The sequence below is a fragment of the Microbacterium meiriae genome, assembly GCF_040685015.1.
In the GTDB taxonomy this organism is placed as follows: domain Bacteria; phylum Actinomycetota; class Actinomycetes; order Actinomycetales; family Microbacteriaceae; genus Microbacterium; species Microbacterium meiriae.
In genome coordinates, this window is sequence record NZ_JBFBHD010000001.1 from 601454 (window position 1) to 619282 (window position 17829).

Annotated in this window: 18 protein-coding genes; 4 read left to right on the top strand and 14 right to left on the bottom strand. The window is 70.8% G+C overall.

Going from position 1 to position 17829, the window contains the following annotated elements; genetic code table 11:
• Positions 1–14: 14 nt before the first annotated feature.
• Complete coding sequence (cls, locus tag AB0N68_RS03110; RefSeq protein WP_268777640.1) at positions 15–1475, bottom strand: cardiolipin synthase; 1461 nt, start codon at positions 1473–1475, stop codon at positions 15–17.
• An 86-nt stretch (positions 1476–1561) separates the two neighbouring features.
• A complete protein-coding gene (locus tag AB0N68_RS03115) occupies positions 1562–1735 on the bottom strand; it encodes a hypothetical protein (protein WP_167627854.1) in 174 nt (57 codons plus the stop codon).
• 112 nt (positions 1736–1847) lie between these two features.
• Between AB0N68_RS03115 and AB0N68_RS03120 the strand changes: the two genes are divergently transcribed.
• A complete protein-coding gene (locus AB0N68_RS03120; protein ID WP_280568876.1) occupies positions 1848–2963 on the top strand; it encodes a DUF4192 family protein in 1116 nt (371 codons plus the stop codon).
• A gap of 11 nt (positions 2964–2974) precedes the next feature.
• Here AB0N68_RS03120 and lysS read toward each other — a convergent pair whose 3' ends face one another.
• Positions 2975–4507: a lysine--tRNA ligase gene (gene lysS / locus AB0N68_RS03125; protein WP_280568879.1), complete on the bottom strand. Its 1533-nt coding sequence runs from the start codon at positions 4505–4507 to the stop codon at positions 2975–2977.
• Positions 4508–4628: 121 nt separating this feature from the next.
• Here lysS and AB0N68_RS03130 point away from each other — a divergent pair, with 121 nt between their 5' ends.
• Entirely contained in the window at positions 4629–6479 is a 1851-nt protein-coding gene (locus tag AB0N68_RS03130) for a DUF2207 family protein (RefSeq protein ID WP_280568882.1), read from the top strand.
• Between the two features lie 26 nt (positions 6480–6505).
• Here AB0N68_RS03130 and AB0N68_RS03135 read toward each other — a convergent pair whose 3' ends face one another.
• The 10 genes from AB0N68_RS03135 to hpt all read right to left on the bottom strand — a co-directional run bounded on the left by AB0N68_RS03135 (position 6506) and on the right by hpt (position 15359).
• Entirely contained in the window at positions 6506–7198 is a 693-nt protein-coding gene (locus AB0N68_RS03135; RefSeq protein WP_259953614.1) for a DUF2520 domain-containing protein, read from the bottom strand.
• Between the two features lie 2 nt (positions 7199–7200).
• A complete protein-coding gene (locus tag AB0N68_RS03140) occupies positions 7201–9249 on the bottom strand; it encodes a PH domain-containing protein (protein ID WP_313366376.1) in 2049 nt (682 codons plus the stop codon).
• Positions 9246–9827 (bottom strand): PH domain-containing protein, encoded by a 582-nt coding sequence (locus tag AB0N68_RS03145; RefSeq protein WP_187663220.1) that lies wholly within the window; start codon positions 9825–9827, stop codon positions 9246–9248. The genes AB0N68_RS03140 and AB0N68_RS03145 overlap by 4 nt, the downstream gene beginning before the upstream one ends.
• Positions 9778–10260 carry a DUF3180 family protein gene (locus AB0N68_RS03150; RefSeq protein WP_280564889.1) on the bottom strand — a complete coding sequence of 161 codons (483 nt, stop codon included), beginning with the start codon at positions 10258–10260 and terminating at the stop codon, positions 9778–9780. The genes AB0N68_RS03145 and AB0N68_RS03150 overlap by 50 nt, the downstream gene beginning before the upstream one ends.
• Positions 10257–10793, bottom strand: coding sequence for a 2-amino-4-hydroxy-6-hydroxymethyldihydropteridine diphosphokinase (folK, locus tag AB0N68_RS03155; protein WP_280564887.1), 537 nt, complete (start codon positions 10791–10793; stop codon positions 10257–10259). The genes AB0N68_RS03150 and folK overlap by 4 nt, the downstream gene beginning before the upstream one ends.
• Positions 10790–11185: a dihydroneopterin aldolase gene (gene folB, locus AB0N68_RS03160; protein ID WP_187663217.1), complete on the bottom strand. Its 396-nt coding sequence runs from the start codon at positions 11183–11185 to the stop codon at positions 10790–10792. The genes folK and folB overlap by 4 nt, the downstream gene beginning before the upstream one ends.
• A 34-nt stretch (positions 11186–11219) precedes the next feature.
• Positions 11220–12029, bottom strand: a complete 810-nt coding sequence (gene folP / locus AB0N68_RS03165) for a dihydropteroate synthase (protein ID WP_280564883.1) — start codon at positions 12027–12029, stop codon at positions 11220–11222.
• Positions 12026–12637 carry a GTP cyclohydrolase I gene (gene folE, locus AB0N68_RS03170; protein ID WP_187663215.1) on the bottom strand — a complete coding sequence of 204 codons (612 nt, stop codon included), beginning with the start codon at positions 12635–12637 and terminating at the stop codon, positions 12026–12028. Before folE ends, folP begins: the two co-directional genes overlap by 4 nt.
• A gap of 1 nt (position 12638) precedes the next feature.
• Positions 12639–14639 carry an ATP-dependent zinc metalloprotease FtsH gene (ftsH, locus tag AB0N68_RS03175; protein ID WP_187663214.1) on the bottom strand — a complete coding sequence of 667 codons (2001 nt, stop codon included), beginning with the start codon at positions 14637–14639 and terminating at the stop codon, positions 12639–12641.
• A 168-nt stretch (positions 14640–14807) separates the two neighbouring features.
• Complete coding sequence (hpt, locus tag AB0N68_RS03180) at positions 14808–15359, bottom strand: hypoxanthine phosphoribosyltransferase (RefSeq protein ID WP_187663213.1); 552 nt, start codon at positions 15357–15359, stop codon at positions 14808–14810.
• Between the two features lie 121 nt (positions 15360–15480).
• On the opposite strand from hpt, the gene AB0N68_RS03185 reads away from it, so the two are divergent.
• A complete protein-coding gene (locus AB0N68_RS03185; protein ID WP_259953597.1) occupies positions 15481–16071 on the top strand; it encodes a DUF937 domain-containing protein in 591 nt (196 codons plus the stop codon).
• A 26-nt stretch (positions 16072–16097) separates the two neighbouring features.
• On the opposite strand, the gene tilS is transcribed toward AB0N68_RS03185, so the two are convergent.
• Positions 16098–17090 carry a tRNA lysidine(34) synthetase TilS gene (gene tilS, locus AB0N68_RS03190; RefSeq protein WP_259953596.1) on the bottom strand — a complete coding sequence of 331 codons (993 nt, stop codon included), beginning with the start codon at positions 17088–17090 and terminating at the stop codon, positions 16098–16100.
• A gap of 101 nt (positions 17091–17191) precedes the next feature.
• Between tilS and AB0N68_RS03195 the strand changes: the two genes are divergently transcribed.
• Positions 17192–17683 (top strand): inorganic diphosphatase, encoded by a 492-nt coding sequence (locus tag AB0N68_RS03195; RefSeq protein ID WP_017204665.1) that lies wholly within the window; start codon positions 17192–17194, stop codon positions 17681–17683.
• Positions 17684–17829 lie beyond the last annotated feature (146 nt).

A 17829-nucleotide genomic window follows, 5' to 3' on the forward strand; every position in this document is an offset into this window, starting at 1 on the left:
GACGGAATGCCCGCTCACTGCAGTGCGGAGGTGAGCCGCGCGAGGTTGTCGAGCACGGTGGAGCGCAGGGGCTGCTGCATCCATTCCTCGAGGGTCAGCTCCCTGCTCAGCGACCGGTACTTGTCCTCCACCTCGCGCATCTCGGCGACGAACTCCTCGCCGCGCACGAGCATCGAGACCTCGAGGTTCAGGCCGAAGGAGCGCATGTCCATGTTGCTCGAGCCGATGACGGCGACCTCGTCGTCGATGGTGAGGCTCTTCGTGTGGAGGATGTACGGCTTCCGGTACATCCAGATCCGCACGCCGGCGCGCAGCAGCGCTTCGTAGTAGCTGCGCTGCGCGTGGTAGACCATCGCTTGATCGCCCTCCTCCGAGACGAACAGCTGCACCTCGACCCCGCGGTCCACGGCCGCGGTGACCGCCAGCAGCAGGGCCTCGTCGGGCACGAAGTACGGGCTGACGATCATGATCTGTTTCTTCGCCGCGTAGAGGAGCGCGAGGAACAGCCGCAGGTTGTTCTCGACCTCGAAGCCGGGACCGGACGGCACGACCTGGCAGTCCAGGTCCCCGGAGCCGATGTTGGCGTGGGAGATGTCGATCTCTTCGAGCACGACATCGGTCTCGCTGTACCAGTCGCTGAGGAAGATCGCGTTGACGCTCAGCACGACGGGTCCGTCGAGCCTGACCATCAGGTCGACCCAGTGCAGACCGCGCCGGATGTTCTTCGGCAGGTTGTAGGTGGAGTCCGTGATGTTCTGCGAGCCCAGGAAGGCGATGTTGCCGTCCACGACGAGGAGCTTGCGGTGGTTGCGCAGGTCCGGCCGCTGCATCTTGCCCTTGAGCGGCTGCACGGGCAGCATCAGGTGCCACTCGGCGCCCATCTCGTTCAGACGCGCGATGGTCTGGCGGTAGCGGGGCTTGCCGCGGTTCGCCCAGTGGTCCAGGAGCACGCGCACCGCCACGCCCCGCGCGGCGACCTCCTCGAGGGCGCGGAAGAAGTTGTCCGTCGAGTCGTCGGACTGCAGGATGTAGAACTCCACGTGCACGTAATCCTGCGCGGTGCGGATGGCCTCGGCCATCTCGTCGAGCGACTCCTGGTAGTCCGAGATGAGGTGCGCGCCGTTGTCCCCGGAGAGCGGCAGGGCACCGAGGCGCTGGTTCATCTGCACGATGGGACCGAACCATGCGGGGGCGTTGGGCCGCAGCGTCCCGAAGTGCAGGTGCTCGCTCGTCTCGGCGATGTACTCGTTGATCTGCTCCTGCTTCCGGCGCCGCGCGCGCGGCAGGCGGGGGTTCCCGATCAGCAGGAACAGGAAGACGCCGACCACCGGGATGAAGAACACGGCGAGGAGCCAGGCCATCGCCGCGGTGGGGCGGCGGTTGCGCGGGATGACGATGACGGCGGTGACGCGGATGATGATGTCGAGCACCAGGACCACGGCGGCGACCCACCAGCCCCAGGACTCCGCGGTCATCACGCTCCCTCACCCACACCGGGGATCGTCACCCCGGGGCGCACCGGACCCGGCGCGCTCGCTTCACAGTAGCGGATGGGTCGGACTCAGGCCCGCGGAGGCAGCCCGCGCGCGGCGCGTTCCTCGGCCTCGATCTGCGCATGGACCTTCCGTTCCGTGCGGTCGAACCGCAGGATGCCGCGGAGCACGACGAAGAAGACGATGCTGACGCCGACCGTCGGCAGGAGCGACCATGCCGCGGCGAGCCAGAAGTTGTCCATGCCTCCATCGTACGCGAGCGACTGATCGTGCACAGGCGGCGCTTCTCAGGATTCTCATCCACATGGGTCCATCACCGGTCCGACGGGCGCGAAGGCACGCGAACCTCTCCTCATGACAACCGTGCTCCGCGCCTCCGACTCCGCCCAGTTCCTCAGTATCGTGCCCGCACTCGCCGGCTTCACGCCGCGCGAGAGCATCGCCCTCCTCCCGTTCCACGGCACCCGCAGCGACGGGGCGATGCGCCTCGACCTCCCTGACGCCGCCGTCCCGGTCCTGCACTACGCCGCAGCGGCGGTCGAGCTCGTCGTCCGTGTCCCTGGCACCGACGCGGTGGCCGTCGTGGTGTACACCGACGAGCCCCCGCAGCGCACGCCTGACGGCCTGGTCCTGCCGCACGCCGTGATGGTCGACACACTGCTGGGCTGCGCCGAGGGAGCGGGCCTGCGCGCCGTCGAGGCCCTGTGCGTCACGCCCGAGGGATGGGCCCGCTACGACGACGCCGAGCCGGCGCTCCATCCGCTGTCGGACATCGTTCCCCCGCCGGACGCCTCCGCGCTCGGCGACGTCTCCGGCGACCAGTTCTCCGGCGCGGGACTCCCGCCGGTTCCCGCCGCAGAGGAGCAGCAGGTCGTGCGCGTGCTGCGCGGACTCGACGGCGCGCTTTCGTCCGGGCCTGCCGAGGCCCCCGATCCGGCGGACGCGGAGGTGATCGCGGCGTACGCCCTCCTCGACGACATCCCCGCCTTCCTCGAAGCCGTCGCCCTCGCCCGTGAACCCCTGCAGCCTCTGGCCGCCGCAGCGCTCGTGTGGTGCCTCGGGCGCCCGCCGGTGCGCGACGCGGCCATCGCCCAGTGGGCCACCGATCACCGCCGCGGGATCCGCACCATGGAGGCGCAGCTGGCTTTCGCAGCCTCCGGCGCTCCGGTACCCGACGACATCGGACGGGTGTTCCTCGGTCGCGGCCCGGCGCCGGACGGCGAGCGCCTTCGCACCGCGCTGCACGCCGTCCGACACGCCACCGCCCTGGCGCCACGAGAAGCGCGTCCCGGACCGCTCACGGTCGCCGCCTGGCTCTCGTGGGCGCTCGGCCGCGCCACGCACGCGGGACGCTACCTCGACATGGCCAGGGAGATCGATCCGGACTACAGCCTCGCCCTGCTCCTGGACACCATGATGTGCGGTGCCGTGCTGCCCGAGTGGGCCTTCCGCGGGCGGCGTGGAGAGTGAGCGGCTCGCGGCTACTTGACCAGCGGGAAGAGGATCGTCTCGCGGATGCCGAGGCCGGTGATCGCCATCAGCAGGCGATCGATACCCATGCCCATACCCCCGGACGGCGGCATGCCGTGCTCCAGCGCCCGCAGGAACTCCTGGTCGATCGGCATGGCCTCGACATCGCCGCGCGCGGCGAGCTTCGCCTGCTCCTCGAACCGTTCCCGCTGGATGACCGGGTCCACGAGCTCGGAGTAGCCGGTCGCCAGCTCGAAGCCACGGATGTAGAGGTCCCACTTCTCCACGACGCCCTCGATGGACCGGTGCTCGCGCACGAGAGGCGACGTGTCGACGGGGAAGTCCATGACGAAGGTCGGCCGCACGAGGTCACCCTTCACGAAGTGCTCCCAGAGCTCCTCGACGAGCTTCCCGTGCGTGGCCTGGGGCGGCACGTCGACGCCGTTGGCCTCGGCGAAGGCGATCAGGTCTTCGACGGCGTCCGTCGGCGTGACGGTGCGGCCGGAGGCGGCCGACAGCGACTCGTACATCGAGATGCGGTCCCACTCACCGCCCAGGTCGTACTCGGTGCCGTCCGCCCAGGTCACCGTGGTCGACCCGGCGACGGCGACCGCCGCCTGCTGGACGAGCTCCTGGGTGAGCGCGGCCATCTGGTTGTAGTCGCCGTAGGCCTGGTAGGCCTCGAGCATCGCGAATTCCGGGCTGTGGGTCGAGTCGGCGCCCTCGTTGCGGAAGTTCCGGTTGATCTCGAACACGCGCTCGATACCGCCCACGACCGCGCGCTTCAGGTACAGCTCCGGCGCGATGCGGAGGTAGAGCTCGGTGTCGAAGGCGTTGGAGTGGGTGATGAAGGGTCGGGCGGATGCGCCGCCATGCTGCACCTGCAACATGGGAGTCTCCACCTCGAGGTAGCCGTGCGCGGCGAACGTGGACCGCAGGCTGGCGTTCACCGCGGCGCGTGCGCGCACGGTCGTCCGCGCCTGTTCCCGCACGATGAGGTCGAGGTAGCGGCTCCGCACCCGGCCCTCTTCGCTGAGCTCGGCGTAGGCGTTGGGGAGCGGCAGGATCGCCTTCGAGGCGATGGCCCAATCATCCGCCATGATCGACAGCTCACCGCGGCGGCTGGAGATGACCTCGCCGTGCACGAAGACGTGGTCCCCGAGGTCGACGAACTCCTTCCACTCGGCGAGCGACTCCTCGCCGACGTTGGCCAGCGAGACCATCGCCTGGATCCGGGTGCCGTCCCCGGCCTGGAGGGTGGCGAAGCAGAGCTTGCCGGTGTTGCGGCTGAAGACCACGCGGCCGGCGACGCCGACGATCACACCGGTCTCGGCTCCGGGCTCGAGGTCGCCGTACTCCGCCCGCAGGGCGGGGATGCTGTGCGTCACCGGCACGGCGACCGGGAACGCCCCGCCGCCCGCGTCCGCGCGCTTCTCGATCAGGCGCTCGCGCTTGGCGAGGCGGACGGCCTTCTGCTCGTGGATGTCCTCTTCGGCGGAAGAGGCGGCCGAGGCCGTTTCGGGCGCGGCGGGCGCGTCAGTCATGTGCGGGGCTCCTTGGAAGTCGTACCCAGTTTACCGAGATGGCGCGGCGGACTCCGGCCGGTCGGGCGGAGACCGACGGCGGGCGTTCTTCCCGCGGCGCGGGGCTCGGTAGCCTCGAACCATGGCCCCCACCCGGATCCTCCGCGCCAGCGCCGTCCTCGCCCTCGCCGTCATCCCGGTCCTCGCCCCCTCGGTCGCCATGGCCGTGGAACGCCCGGCGACGACGGTCGCTGCGGCCGCCGATGTCGACGACTTCTCGTACGCATCCTGGGATGCGGTCTACGACGTCGGACTCGACGACGATGGCCGGGCGCGCATGCAGGTGACGGAGACGGTGGTCGCCCGCTTCCCCGACGCCGACCAGAACCGCGGCATCGTGCGGGGCCTGGCGACGACGTACAAGGGCGCCGGCATCGACACCCGGGTCATCGCGGTCACCGACGAGGACGGGACCGCGGTCCCGTACGAGACCGAGGAGGACGACGGGACCCTCTTCGTCCTCACCGGGGACGACGACTTCGTCCATGGCCTCACCACCTATGTCATCGAATACGAGATGCGCGACGTCATCGTCGGGAGCGCACCCGACGCGTCCGGTTCCCGCGCCGCGGACGAGTTCTACTGGGACCTCCTCCCCCTCGACAGCACGCAGCCGATCGAGGCGTTCCGGGCCGACATCCGATTCGATGCCGCCCTGAGCACCCATCTCACCGGGGCGACGAAGTGCTACATCGGTCCTTCCGGTTCCACGGAGCCCTGCGACCTCGAGGGACCGGTCGCAGACGGAGAGGCCACGACTTTCCGCGTCGAGGCCCGACCGCTGCCGGCGGCGGACGGGGTGACGGTGGCCGTCGGCTTCGACCCCGGCACGGTGGTCCAGCCATCCGCGCGGACCCCCGACCCCGTCGCCGATGTCGGGCCGGTGGTCGCCGCCGTCGGCGCCGTCGGTCTCGCGGCGACCGGCTGGGTGGCGACCGTGGCCGCCGACCGACGTCGACGCCGCGCCACCGGGATCATCGTCGCGCAGTACGACGTCCCCGATGACCAGCCGCCCCTGCTCGCCGCGGCGCTCATCCCCGGCGCGAAGAACGTCGTCCCGGCGGAGATCGTCCACCTCGCCGTCCGCGGCACGCTGCGCATCGAGGAAGGGGCGTCGGACGAAGAGCCCCGGCTGCGACGACAGCCCCAGGGCAGCGCGCCGAGTCCCCTCGATCAGGCTGCGCTCGACGCGCTCTTCCTCCACGCGGATGCGGACGGCGTCGTGGACCTGCCGGCCGAGAGCGAGGCCTTCGCGACGCGGATGACCGCGCTGACGACGAAGGGCCAGGAGGAGGCCTCCCGCCGGGGCTTGACGACCAGGGCGCGGAGCCGCGCTGCCGTCATCCTGCAGTCCGTGGCCATCGCCGTCGCCGTGGTGGGTCTCGTCGTCGCCATCGTCGCCGTGGCATCCGGTCGCCTGTCGGCGGGACCCGCGCTTCTGGCCACCTCCGTCGGGACGCTGCTCGTCGCGGCTTCGAGCTTCTTCACATTCTCTCGGCACACGGTCCTGACTCCGGAGGGAGCGCAGGCGTACGAGCACCTGCAGGGGGTGCGCGAGTTCATCCGCGTCGCGGAGGAGGATCGGTTGCGGATGCTGCAGTCCTACACCGGCGCGGAACGGCGCACGGAGGAGGGCGCGGACGTCATCCATGTGTACGAGCGCCTCCTCCCCTACGCGATGCTGTTCGGCATGGAGGACGAGTGGGGCCGGGTGCTCGAGACGGCGTACAGCCGGGAGGCGTACGGCCCGACGTGGATCGGCGACCCCACGTCCTTCGCTCTCCGCACGTCGCTCGTGGCGTTCATGAGCTCCTCCACGGCGGCCGCGACCTACTCGGCCCCGTCCACCGGTACGTCGTCCAGCACCGGCGGCTCGTTCGGCGGAGGCTTCTCCGGGGGCGGCGGTGGCGGCGGCTTCTCCGGCGGACGCTGAGCCGGGGTCACGGCGCGGGCGCGTGATCAGACGAGAGGTGGCGGGTCCGAGGCGTCGCGCAACGCCCGCTCGACGGTCGACTGCACCAAGGCCGACAGGAAGCCGCCCGGATTCTCGACCCCGATCTCCCGGAGCCGCGAGGTGGACTGTCCGATGATCGAACGGGAGAACTCCGTGGCCGTGGCGATCGCGTCGGCATAGGCGGCACGGTCGGCCTCCGCGATGACGACCGGTTCGCACCCCATCTCGACGGCCAGCGCCTGGGCGATCGGAAGCACGGCGGCGGGAGCGGTGACCGCCGCGAATCCTGCCTGCAACTGCCGGAGATCGATCGAGGTCCCGGTGAACGTGATCGCCGGATGCACCGCCAACGGGATGGCGCCGCGCTCCGCCGCCGGGCGCAGGACCTCGATGCCCTGTGCCGGATCGGTGTGGAGGACGAGCTGGCCGATCTGCCACCCGCCGAGCTCGGCGATGCCCGAGACCAGGGCCGACAGCTCAGCGGAAGGGACCGCGAGGATCACCAGTTCGGACCGCCGCACCACCTCCTGCGTCTCCAGCACCGGGACGCCGGGGAGCACCGCCGACGCACGCTCGTCGTCCGACCCGCTGGTGATCCCGACGATCGCGTGCCCGGCCCCGGCCAGCGCCGCGCCGATGACCGGTCCGACCCGCCCCGCGCCGATGATGCCGACGCCGAGACGGCCGTCGCGCACCACGCTCACTCCTCGCGCGGCGCGTCGGTTCGCGCCGGCGGCGCGGGCGGCGCGGTCGGCGCCGGCGGGGCCGAAGGCGCGGTCGTCTGCGGCGCCGGCGGAGCAGGTGGGGGTGCGACCGGGGGCGCCGTGACGGGAGGGGCCGGAGGCGGTGCGACCGGGGGCGCGGTCACCGGAGGCGCCGGCGGCGGCGTCACCGCAGGAGTCCGCACCGGCGGAGCAGGTGGGGCCGCCGAGCCCGGGGATGCGGAGGGCGGCGCGACCGGGGGCGCGGGTGCCACGGACGGGACTGATGCCGGGCCGCCGAACACGGGAGGCGCGGGAGGCATCGGAGCGGCAGGACCGCCGAACTGCGGCGGAGCGGGCGGCGCGACGGGAGCCGCGGCGTGCTCGCTCCACCGGTGGGTGTGGTCGCGGGATGCCGCTTCGGCGGCGGCGATGCTGACCTCGTCGAGCAGTGCGAGGGCATCTGCCCGCTCGAGACCCGACAGGAGGCCGGTGATCGGTCCGGGCACGGTGTGCACCTGGGCTCCGGAGACCGCCTGAGCCCGGTCGATCGGCCCCTGACTGAGCGACACACCCTGGAGACGCGCCAGCGGGAAGACCGCGAGCTTGCGCCACACGATGCCGCGGCGCAGCAGCAGTCCGTCCGTCGTCAGCGCGTATCCGTGGCGCTTCCAGGAGACCGGCCGCCGCCACCACGCCCGGCGCGGCATCGTCCGGTAGGGGTCGTTCTCGGCCGGACCGACGACGCCCTGATCCCACAGCGCGGGGATGCTCTCCGCCGGGACGTCGGGCAGCACGAGCGACAGCACGCGCTCGACGTCCGCGCGCTTGCCGACGGGCAGCACGACGTTGAACTGCTGACCGCTGCTCGACGACTGCTGGGCGGCGCTCTTGCCGCTCATCCGGTTGATCTTGATGGTCCACCAGCCGAACGGCCGCCAGAGCAGGGACTGCGACACCTCGACCGCGAAGATACGGCCGGGCGGGAGGGTCTCGGTGACGGTGGTGAGCAGTCCGTAGGTGATGCGCACGCCGTCGGGGGTGGGCGCGATGGAGTACCGCAGCGACTTCGAGATCTGCGCCCAGGTGATACCGACGACCGCGATGAGCATCGGGACGCCCATGCCGAGACCGATGCCGAGGAGGACGATCCCGCCGTCGGGATCCCCGTCGATGAGGACGCCGATCAGGGTGCTGCCGATCGCGATGGCGAAGATCACGCCGAAGAACACCAGCCACAGCAGCCCGGAGATGAGCTGCGAGCCGATCAGTCGGCCGGCGGGGATCTTGAGGACGCTCTCGGGCACGACGTCCTGCAGGTCCACTCCGGCGAGCAAGCCGTTGACGCCCTCGTTCATCGAGCCGACGAGTTGTGCGCGCGCGGAGGTCGGAGCGGACCCGTCGGGCGTCGCTGCGCCCTGAGGGTCGAGGGCGGCGTGCCGTGCGGCGCGCGCGCCCGAGGCGAGTCGGAGGATCTCGGCGCGCACCCCCTCGGCCCGCGGCGTCGCCAGGTACTCCAGCGCGACGTTCGCATCCGTGCCCGCGCCCACGACCTCGAGCTTCGCGAGGCCGATGATGCGTGCGGGGAACGGCCGCGTGAGGTTCACGCCCTGCACGCGGTCGAGGGGCGCGCGGCGATGGGAGCGGAAGATGATGCCCTTGCGCACCTCGACGTGGTCGCCGGTGATGCGGAACTGCTGGAAGCGCCAGACGAACCAGAAGACCGCCACGAGCACCACGACGAGCGCCAGGACACCCAGCAGCGCGATCAGCGCGAAGTTGTTCGCGAGCACCCAGTCCACCGGGTCGCCCCCGGTGTAGTCGTCGTAGTGCGCCTCCTCCGGCGCGAACTGCCCGACGAGCCAGGCGATGACCCGGTCGCGCATGTTCGCGATCACGATGCCGCCCACGATGATGAGCGCCAGGCCGCCCTTGAACAGCGGCGTCAGCGGATGCATCCGATGCCATTCGCCGTCCGCGAGGTGCGTCGACGGCGTGCCCGCGGAGGTCTGCCCCGGCGCGGCGGTGGGAAGCTGCGACTCGCTCACAGGCCGGTCCGGCGGGTCTCGGCGACCTGGATCAGCGTGTCGCGCAGCGCCTCGGCCGCCGCCTGGGTGAGGCCGGGGATCTGCACACCGGTGGTCGCCGCCGCGGTGACCATCTTGAGCTGGGAGATGCCGAACGCCCGGTCGAGCGGCCCCTGGGTGATGTCGACGAGCTGCATGCGCCCGTACGGCACCGCGATCATGCGCTGCCACAGGATGCCCTTGCGGAACACGATGTCGTCCGCCCGCAGCATATAGCCGATCGCCCGCGCCTGTCGCGGGAGGATGATCAGCGTCACGAGCGTGATGAGGATGATGACCCCGGCCGGGATCCACACCCAGTCCTGCTCGAGCACGATGTTCAGCACGATCGCGGCGGCCACGACGATGGCCAGGAAGATGACGTTCTGCACGATCTGCGACACGACGTAGCGCGGCGAGATCTGGTGCCAGGTGCCGTCGAGCTCGAGGCGGGCCTCGTTGCGTGCCGTGCGCAGCCGCGTGTACGTGCCCTGGTCGAGGGCGTCGAGGTCAGTGCCCTCCGCCGGGTTCAGGGGCGCGGTCTCTGGGTTCTGAGTCATCAGGATCCTTCGGCAGGGTGCAGAACTGTTCGGCGACGAGAGCGGCGACGACGAGCACGACCGCACTCGCGATCAGCGCCACCATGGCCACAGTCGACCCTATCGGGGGATCGATGGGGCGCGTGAGGAGGAAGGCCAGCAGCCCCGCGCCGAAGCCGGCCAGGATCGCGCCCAGCAGGCTGGACGCCCTCGCGAGGGTCGCGGCACGCAGGGCGCGGAACGGGTCGATGCGCACCCCGGACCGGACGCTGCGCCGCACCGGCCAGGCCACCCCGAGCGATGCGCCGGCGATGAGGACGAGCAGCACCGGGAGGAACAGGGACGGCGTGAACGTGGCTCGACCGGTCGCCGTGAGCATCTGGTCGAGGATGAACCCCGGACCGGCGCCGACGAGCGCGAGGACGGCGAGCAGCCCGGCAGAGGTGCGCTTCATCCCTCGCCTCGCGCGCGGAGGTCCGCCGCCAGATCAGCGACGCGGCGCCCCGCGAGCTCGGCGTCGGGGGCGACGTCGAGCCAGGGCTCCAGGACGAACAGCCGCTCCACCGCCCGCGGATGGGGCAACTGGATCCGGGGGTCGTCCGAGACGACGTCGCCGTAGGCGATGAGGTCGAGGTCCAGAGTGCGGTCACCCCACCGCTCGCCGCGGACGCGACCGTTCTCGTCCTCGATGGCGTGCAGCATGCCGAGGAGGATCTCCGGAGCGAGGCGCGTGGTCACCAGAGCCACTGCGTTCACATAGCCGGGGGCGTCGGGATCGGGGCCGTCCACGCGGAGCGCCACCGTCTCGAACAGGCGCGACAGGCGCACGTCGGAGACGAGCGGAAGACGCCCGATTCGTGCCGCCGCAGCGCGGATCGTGTCCTCGCGGTCGCCGAGGTTGGCGCCGAGCGCCACGACCGCCACCGTCTCCGGGCGTGGCGGCCGGGGGCCCGGCACCTCCGGCGGGCGCGTGAGGTTGCGGCTCATGTGGTGATGTCCTCCAGCGACTCCGGCGCCCGCGTCCGGTGCACCGTCACGGCCACATCACCGAAGGTCAGCGCGATCGGCGCCTGCGGCTTGTGCACCGTCACGGTCACCTGCTGCACGCGGCGGTCGCCGAGGGCGACGTCCGCGATCCGCTCGGCCAGGGTCTCGATGAGGTTCACCGGCTCACCCGACACGACCGCGGCCACGCGCTCCGCGAGCTCGCCGTAGTGGACCGTGTCGGCCACGTCGTCGGAGGCGGCGGCCTGTTCGAGGGAGAGCCGCAGCCGGAGGTCGACCGTGAACTCCTGCCCGTTCTCCCGCTCGTGCGGGTAGACGCCGTGGTGGCCGAACACGGTCAGCCCTGTCAGCACGATCTCGTCGAGGAAGTCCATGCCTCTAGGGTACGGTGACGCTCCGACTCCGCACTCAGCCTTCCCAGGCGCGGGTGATCGCAAGGGCGTCGCGGGTCGCCGCGACGTCGTGCACGCGCACCGCCCAGGCGCCGGCGCGCATCGCGAGCGCACTCGTCACCGCGGTGGCGAGGTCCCGGCGCTCCTCGGAGACGCCGTCACTGCCCGGCGCCGCCGACTGCAGCACGTCGGCGAGGAAGCGCTTGCGCGACGTCCCGACCAGCACGCGGAAGCCGAGGCCCACGATCTCGTCGAGGCCCCGCAGCACATCCCAGTTCTGGCCGCCCGCCTTGGCGAACCCAATACCCGGGTCGACGATCACGCGGGACGGCGCGATGCCGGCGGCCGCCGCCTCCCCGATTCGCTCGCGCAGCTCGCCGGCCACCTCCCGGGCGACACGGCGATAGTCGGCGTTCGCGTACATGTCGGCGGAGAAGCCCCGCCAGTGCCCGATCGCGAAGTCGGCCCCCGACTCCGCCACCGCGGCGCGCATGTCGGGGTCGGCGAGCCCGCCGGAGACGTCGTTGACGATGCGCGCCCCCGCACGGACGGCCGCCGCCGCGGTCGACGCGTTGAGGGTGTCGATGCTGACGACGACGCCGGCCGCCGCGAGCTGCTCGACGACGGGAAGGACGCGGCGCTGCTCCTCCTCCACCCCGACGCGCTCCGCCCCCGGCCGGGTCGACTCGCCCCCGACATCGAGGACGGACGCCCCTTCGGCTCGCAGGCGAAGGCCGTGGGCGACCGCCCGGTCCTCGTCGAGGTAGCGCCCGCCGTCGCTGAACGAGTCGGGCGTGACGTTGACGATGCCCCAGATCCCGGTCATGCGCGCGACGTCCCGCCCCCCGGCACGGTCATGCCGATCAGGGTCACCAGTTCCGCACGTGCCACGGGGTCCGTGTAGACCCCGCGCGCCGCGATGGTCAGCGTCGAGGCCTCGGTCTGCCGTCCACCTCGCATCGTCACGCAGCCGTGGCTGGCATCGAGCACGACGAGCACGCCACGGGCATCGAGGTTCTCGGCGATCGTGTCGGCGATCTGCTCGCCCAGCCGCTCCTGCACCTGCGGCCGCGCGGCGAGGATCTCGACGACGCGCACGAGCGCACCGAGACCGACGACCTGCTCGCCCGGAAGGTAGGCGATGTGCGCATGCCCCGCGAAGGGCAGCAGGTGGTGTTCGCACACCGAGCGGAAGCGGATGTCGCGCAGGAGCACCGCGCCGGAGGGCAGGGTGTCCGGCGCCGGCCCGCGGGTCACGCTGATCGTGTGCGCGAGCGGCTCGGCGGGATCCTCCCCCACCCCGGCGAAGAACTCCGCGTACAGCTCGGCCATCCGGGAGGGAGTCTGCTTGATCCCCGGGCGATCGGGGTCCTCGCCGATCGCCTCCAGGAGTTCCCTGGTGAGCCGTTCGACGCGTCCCTTGTCGACGGTCACGTCACGCCGTCGCGGGACGAGGGCTGCCCGCTCCGGCGGAGCCCTGCTGCGGGCGCGGCGGGGTCGTCGGCGCCTCGACGGAGGCGGCGAGCGAGACGTCCTTCTTCGGGACCTCGATCGGCGGCCGCTCCGAGACCGGGCGGTCCTCACTCGACAGCCACAGCGGACGCTCCGGGAGCTTCTTCACCTCGGTGAAGATCTCGGCGATGCGGTTGTGGTCCAGGGTCTCCTCCTCGAGGAGGGCCAGAGCGAGACGGTCGAGGATGTCGCGGTTCTCGCTGAGCACCGCGTACGCCTCGTTGTGCGCCTGCTCGATGAGCGCCCGCACCTCGGCGTCGACGCGCTCGGCGACCTTCTCCGAGTACTCGCGGCCGCGGCCCATGTCGCGTGCGACGAACATGTCGCCGCCCTCGGTGCCGAGCTTGACCGGACCGACCTGCGTCGTCATGCCGTACTCGATGACCATCTTGCGGGCGATCGAGGTCGCCTTCTCGATGTCGTTCGAGGCACCGGTGGTGGGGTCGTGGAAGACGATCTCCTCGGCGACGCGGCCGCCCATGGCGTAGGTGAGCTGATCCTGCAGCTCGTTCCGGGTCACGGAGTACTTGTCGTCCAGCGGCAACACCATCGTGTAGCCGAGCGCCTTGCCGCGGGGCAGGATCGTGATCTTCGTCACGGGATCCGTGTAGTTCATCGCCGCCGCCGCGAGTGCGTGTCCGCCCTCGTGGTACGCCGTGATGAGCTTCTCCTTGTCCTTCATCACGCGCGTGCGGCGCTGCGGACCCGCGATCACACGGTCGATGGCCTCGTCGAGGGCGCGGTTGTCGATGAGCTGCGCGTTCGAGCGGGCCGTGAGCAGCGCGGCCTCGTTCAGCACGTTCGCCAGGTCGGCGCCGGTGAAGCCGGGGGTCTTGCGGGCGACGACCTCGAGGTCGACGTTCTTCGACAGCGGCTTGCCCTTGCTGTGCACCTCGAGGATCTTCTGGCGACCCTTGAGGTCGGGGGCGTCGACGCCGATCTGGCGGTCGAAACGTCCGGGGCGCAGGAGCGCGGGGTCGAGGATGTCGGGACGGTTGGTGGCCGCGATCACGATGACGTTCGCGTTCGGGTCGAAGCCGTCCATCTCGACGAGCATCTGGTTCAGCGTCTGCTCGCGCTCGTCGTTTCCGCCGCCCATGCCGGCGCCGCGGTGGCGACCGACGGCGTCGATCTCGTCGATGAAGATGATGGCCGGAGCGTTCTCCTTGGCCTGGCTGAAGAGGTCGCGCACGCGGGAGGCACCGACGCCGACGAACATCTCGACGAAGTCGGAACCGGAGATCGAGTAGAACGGGGCGCCGGCCTCACCGGCGACGGCGCGGGCGAGGAGGGTCTTTCCGGTTCCGGGAGGGCCGTACAGCAGCACGCCCTTCGGAATGCGGGCGCCGATGGCCTGGAACTTCGCCGGGTCCTGCAGGAACTCCTTGATCTCGTGGAGTTCCTCGATCGCCTCGTCTGCTCCGGCGACGTCCGCGAAGGTGACCGTCGGGGTCTCCTTGTTGACGAGCTTGGCCTTGGACTTGCCGAACTGCATGACCTTGCCGCCGCCGCCCTGCATGGACGACAGGAGCCACCAGAACAGCAGGCCGAGCAGCACGAGGGGAAGCAGCAGCGAGAGGAAGCCGTCGAACCAGGTCGCGCGCGGCACGGCGTCGTTGAAGCCGTCCTTCGGAGCGGCCGCGTCGATCGCGGAGACCACCTCGTCGGCGCGGGCCTCGACGTAGTAGAACTGGACGTTCTCGGAGCCCTCGAACGGCTTCGACAGCGTCATGTCCACGCGCTGATCGCCATCGGTGGTGACGACCTCGGTCACGGTCTTGCCGGAGAGCAGCTCGAGCCCCTCCTGCGTCGTGATCTGCTTCGGCGCGCCGAGGTTGGAGATCAGCAGGAATCCGCCGAAGAGCAGCACGCCGATCAGAGCGACGTAGATCAGCGGATTGCGGGTGAGCTTCTTCACATCCATGGTCGGATCAGCGTATCGCCTCCGTGCTAGGGGGCCGCTGTGCGTTCACCCACGGCGCAACGCTCCCGCCTCTGGGTCGCTGAGCTTGCCGAAACGTGGGTCGCTGAGCTTGCCGAAACGTGGGTCGCTGAGCCTGTCGAAGCGTGGGTCGCTGAGCCTGTCGAAGCGTCAGCTGTACACGTGGGGCGCCAGCACCGCGACGTCGCGGAGGTTGCGGTAGCGCTCGGCGTAGTCGAGCCCGTAGCCGACGACGAATTCCACGGGGATGTCGAAGCCGACGTACTTGCAGTCGATCTCGACCTTCGCGGCCTCCGGTTTGCGCAGCAGCGCGAGCACCTCGATCGACTCCGCACCGCGGGACCCGAAGTTCTCCAGCAGCCAGCTCAGCGTGAGGCCGGAGTCGATGATGTCCTCGACGATGAGCACGTGCTTGCCGTGCAGGTCGGTGTCGAGGTCCTTCCGGATCTGCACGACACCGCTCGACTTCGTACTGGCGCCGTAGCTCGACACCGCCATCCAGTCCATCGGCGCGTGGAACGGCAGTGCGCGTGCGAAGTCGGCCATGACCATGACCGCGCCCTTCAGCACGCCGACGAGGAGGAGGTCCTTGCCCTCGTAGTCCTTCGCGACCTGCGCCGCGAGCTCTTCGAGCTTGGCGTTGATCTCCTCCTCGGTGACGAGGATCTGTGCAAGGTCGTCCTGGATCTCCGCGGCGCGCATGGATCGATTTTAGGCGACGCGGCGGTGTGCTCCGGTCGCAGGCGCGTACCCTCCCCTGCGCGACGACACCGCACTACTCTGACGGTGACGCGGGCGCACGCCCCGACGGAAGGAGATCCCCATGGCGACTCACGACATCCTCAGCCAGGTGCCCCTCGACGACATCGCGCAGAAGCTCGGAGTGTCGCGTGACGAGGCCAAGGTCGCGGTCGAGCAGGGGGGCGCCGTGCTCCTCGGCGGACTCGCGAAGAACGCGGAGAGCTCGGAAGGATCGGCGGCCATCGAGAAGGCCCTCGGCAAGCACCGCGGCGCGTCGAGCCCGGCGACGGTCGACGACATCGACCAGGAGGACGGCGAGAAGATCGTCTCCCACATCCTCGGCGGGAAGGAGAAGGAGGTCACGAAGGAGCTGACGGAGTCGAAGGCGACCCCGGGCATCGACTTCGGGAAGCTCCTCCCCATCCTCGCGCCGATCGTGATGGGTCTCATCGCCAACGCGACCAAGGACAAGACGGCGAAGGCGGATGCGGGCACGGAGGGCTCCGGCGGGATCGGCGACGTCATCGGCGGCATCCTCGGCGGCGGCGACTCGGGCTCCGGCGGCGGGTTGGGTGACGTGCTGGGTGGCCTCCTCGGCGGCGGCAAGAGCGGCTCCGGCGGCGGCATCGACCTCGGCGGGATCCTCGGCGGCCTCTTCGGCGGCAAGAAGTAGGACGTGACGCCGCCGCGGCCAGGGATTCAGCGGGTCGCGGCGGTGAACACGATTCGGCCGCCCTGGCGCACGGCGGCGCACCCCGGCAGGTCGATCGGCCCTTGACCCGACCAGTCGGTCACGAGTCGGGCGACCTCGATCGTCTGCGCACGGCTCAGGCTCGCCCCGAACTCGCTGTCGACCACGAGACGGATGATGCGGTTGCGCAACGCGGCGGGGTTGGCGGCGAGCGCGGCGACGCTCACGGAGATCCCGGCCTCGGCATGCTCGACGATGTCCTCGATCGTCTCGTGGATCATCTCGTCGAACGCCTCCGCGTCCTCCCGGAGCTGCTCGGCGGTGCGAGCCAGCGCCTCGGCGATGCCCGGGCCGAGCTGCGTCTCCAGCACCGGCAGCACGTGGTGACGCACCCGCACCCGCGTATAGCGGTCGTCGGTGTTGTGGGGGTCTTCCCACGGCTGCAGCTCCGTCGCGGCACAGAAGGCGCGGGTGGTCTCGCGTCGCACCCCGAGCAGAGGACGCAGCCAGCGGAGGCCGTCGTCGTCCTCCCGATCCGGTGCCATGCCCTGCAGGCTCGTCGCCCCGGAGCCGCGGGCGAGCCCGAGGAGGACGGTCTCCGCCTGATCGTCGAGGGTGTGGCCGAGCAGGACCGCCCTGGCGCCGATGTCACCCGCCGCGTCCCGGAGCACGCGGTACCGCGCGTCCCGCGCGGCCGCCTCCGGACCGCCGTCGCCGTCGACCTCGACACGGACGACGAGCGCCTCGAGCCCGAGTCGTCCGGCGATGCGTCCCGTCTCGGCGGCGACCTCGGCAGACCCTTCCTGCAGACCGTGGTCGACTGTCACCGTGGTCGCACGCACCCCCCGCTTCGCAGCCTCGAACGCGGTGGCCGCCGCCAGTGCGAGCGAGTCGGCACCGCCGGACAGCGCGACGACGACGGTCGAGCCCTCGGGCAGATCGGCGAGCGCGGTGCGCACGGCGAGGCGGATCTCGGCGACGGCAGGAGCGAGGGAGGGCATCCCTCCACGCTAGGGCACGGCCTCGGCCGTCACGGTCGGATCCGCGGCCCCCGAGTAGGCTGGTCGGCGGCATCCAACCGATCTTCCTGAGGAGCACACGCATGGGCGCACACGACGCCGTCATCGAGATCCCGCGCGGCAGCCGCGTGAAGTATGAGGTCGACCACGAGACCGGGCGAGTGCACCTCGACCGCGTGCTCTACACGACCTTCGGCTACCCGGCCGACTACGGCTACTTCGACAACACGCTCGGCGAGGACGGCGACCCGCTCGACGTGCTGGTGCTCCTCGACCACGCCATCTACCCGGGCGTCGTCGTCGAGGTCCGCCCCGTCGCGGTGCTGAAGATGAGCGACGAGGCCGGCGGAGACGACAAGCTCGTCGCCGTGCTCTCCAAGGACCCGCGCTGGGCCCACATCCAGGACATCGACGACATCGCCGAGTACACGAAGAAGGAGATCGCACACTTCTTCGAGCACTACAAGGACCTCGAGCCCAACAAGTGGGTCAAGGTCGACGAGTGGGGCAACGCCGCCGAGGCGCAGCGCATCCTCGACGAGGCCATCGTCCGCTTCGGCGAGCAGGGTCACTGACCCCAGATCGCCGACCTCACCTGGGTCCCTGACCTCATGGGTCACTGACCTTCACTGGGTCGCTGACCTCATATGGGTCGCTGAGCCTGTCGAAGCGAAGACCCCCGGACGCCATGCATCCGGGGGTCTTCCGCTGTCCAGCCGTC

What these genes read in the sequence shown, in the direction of transcription:
- AB0N68_RS03120 (WP_280568876.1), top strand. Translation starts at nt 1,848, where the DNA reads ATGACAACCGTGCTCCGCGCCTCCGACTCCGCCCAGTTCCTCAGTATC.
- folB (WP_187663217.1), bottom strand. Translation starts at nt 11,185, where the DNA reads ATGGACTTCCTCGACGAGATCGTGCTGACAGGGCTGACCGTGTTCGGC.
- cls (WP_268777640.1), bottom strand. Translation starts at nt 1,475, where the DNA reads ATGACCGCGGAGTCCTGGGGCTGGTGGGTCGCCGCCGTGGTCCTGGTG.
- AB0N68_RS03150 (WP_280564889.1), bottom strand. Translation starts at nt 10,260, where the DNA reads ATGAAGCGCACCTCTGCCGGGCTGCTCGCCGTCCTCGCGCTCGTCGGC.
- folP (WP_280564883.1), bottom strand. Translation starts at nt 12,029, where the DNA reads ATGACCGGGATCTGGGGCATCGTCAACGTCACGCCCGACTCGTTCAGC.
- ftsH (WP_187663214.1), bottom strand. Translation starts at nt 14,639, where the DNA reads ATGGATGTGAAGAAGCTCACCCGCAATCCGCTGATCTACGTCGCTCTG.
- hpt (WP_187663213.1), bottom strand. Translation starts at nt 15,359, where the DNA reads ATGCGCGCCGCGGAGATCCAGGACGACCTTGCACAGATCCTCGTCACC.
- AB0N68_RS03145 (WP_187663220.1), bottom strand. Translation starts at nt 9,827, where the DNA reads ATGACTCAGAACCCAGAGACCGCGCCCCTGAACCCGGCGGAGGGCACT.
- tilS (WP_259953596.1), bottom strand. Translation starts at nt 17,090, where the DNA reads ATGCCCTCCCTCGCTCCTGCCGTCGCCGAGATCCGCCTCGCCGTGCGC.
- AB0N68_RS03130 (WP_280568882.1), top strand. Translation starts at nt 4,629, where the DNA reads ATGGCCCCCACCCGGATCCTCCGCGCCAGCGCCGTCCTCGCCCTCGCC.
- lysS (WP_280568879.1), bottom strand. Translation starts at nt 4,507, where the DNA reads ATGACTGACGCGCCCGCCGCGCCCGAAACGGCCTCGGCCGCCTCTTCC.
- folK (WP_280564887.1), bottom strand. Translation starts at nt 10,793, where the DNA reads ATGAGCCGCAACCTCACGCGCCCGCCGGAGGTGCCGGGCCCCCGGCCG.
- AB0N68_RS03195 (WP_017204665.1), top strand. Translation starts at nt 17,192, where the DNA reads ATGGGCGCACACGACGCCGTCATCGAGATCCCGCGCGGCAGCCGCGTG.
- AB0N68_RS03185 (WP_259953597.1), top strand. Translation starts at nt 15,481, where the DNA reads ATGGCGACTCACGACATCCTCAGCCAGGTGCCCCTCGACGACATCGCG.
- AB0N68_RS03115 (WP_167627854.1), bottom strand. Translation starts at nt 1,735, where the DNA reads ATGGACAACTTCTGGCTCGCCGCGGCATGGTCGCTCCTGCCGACGGTC.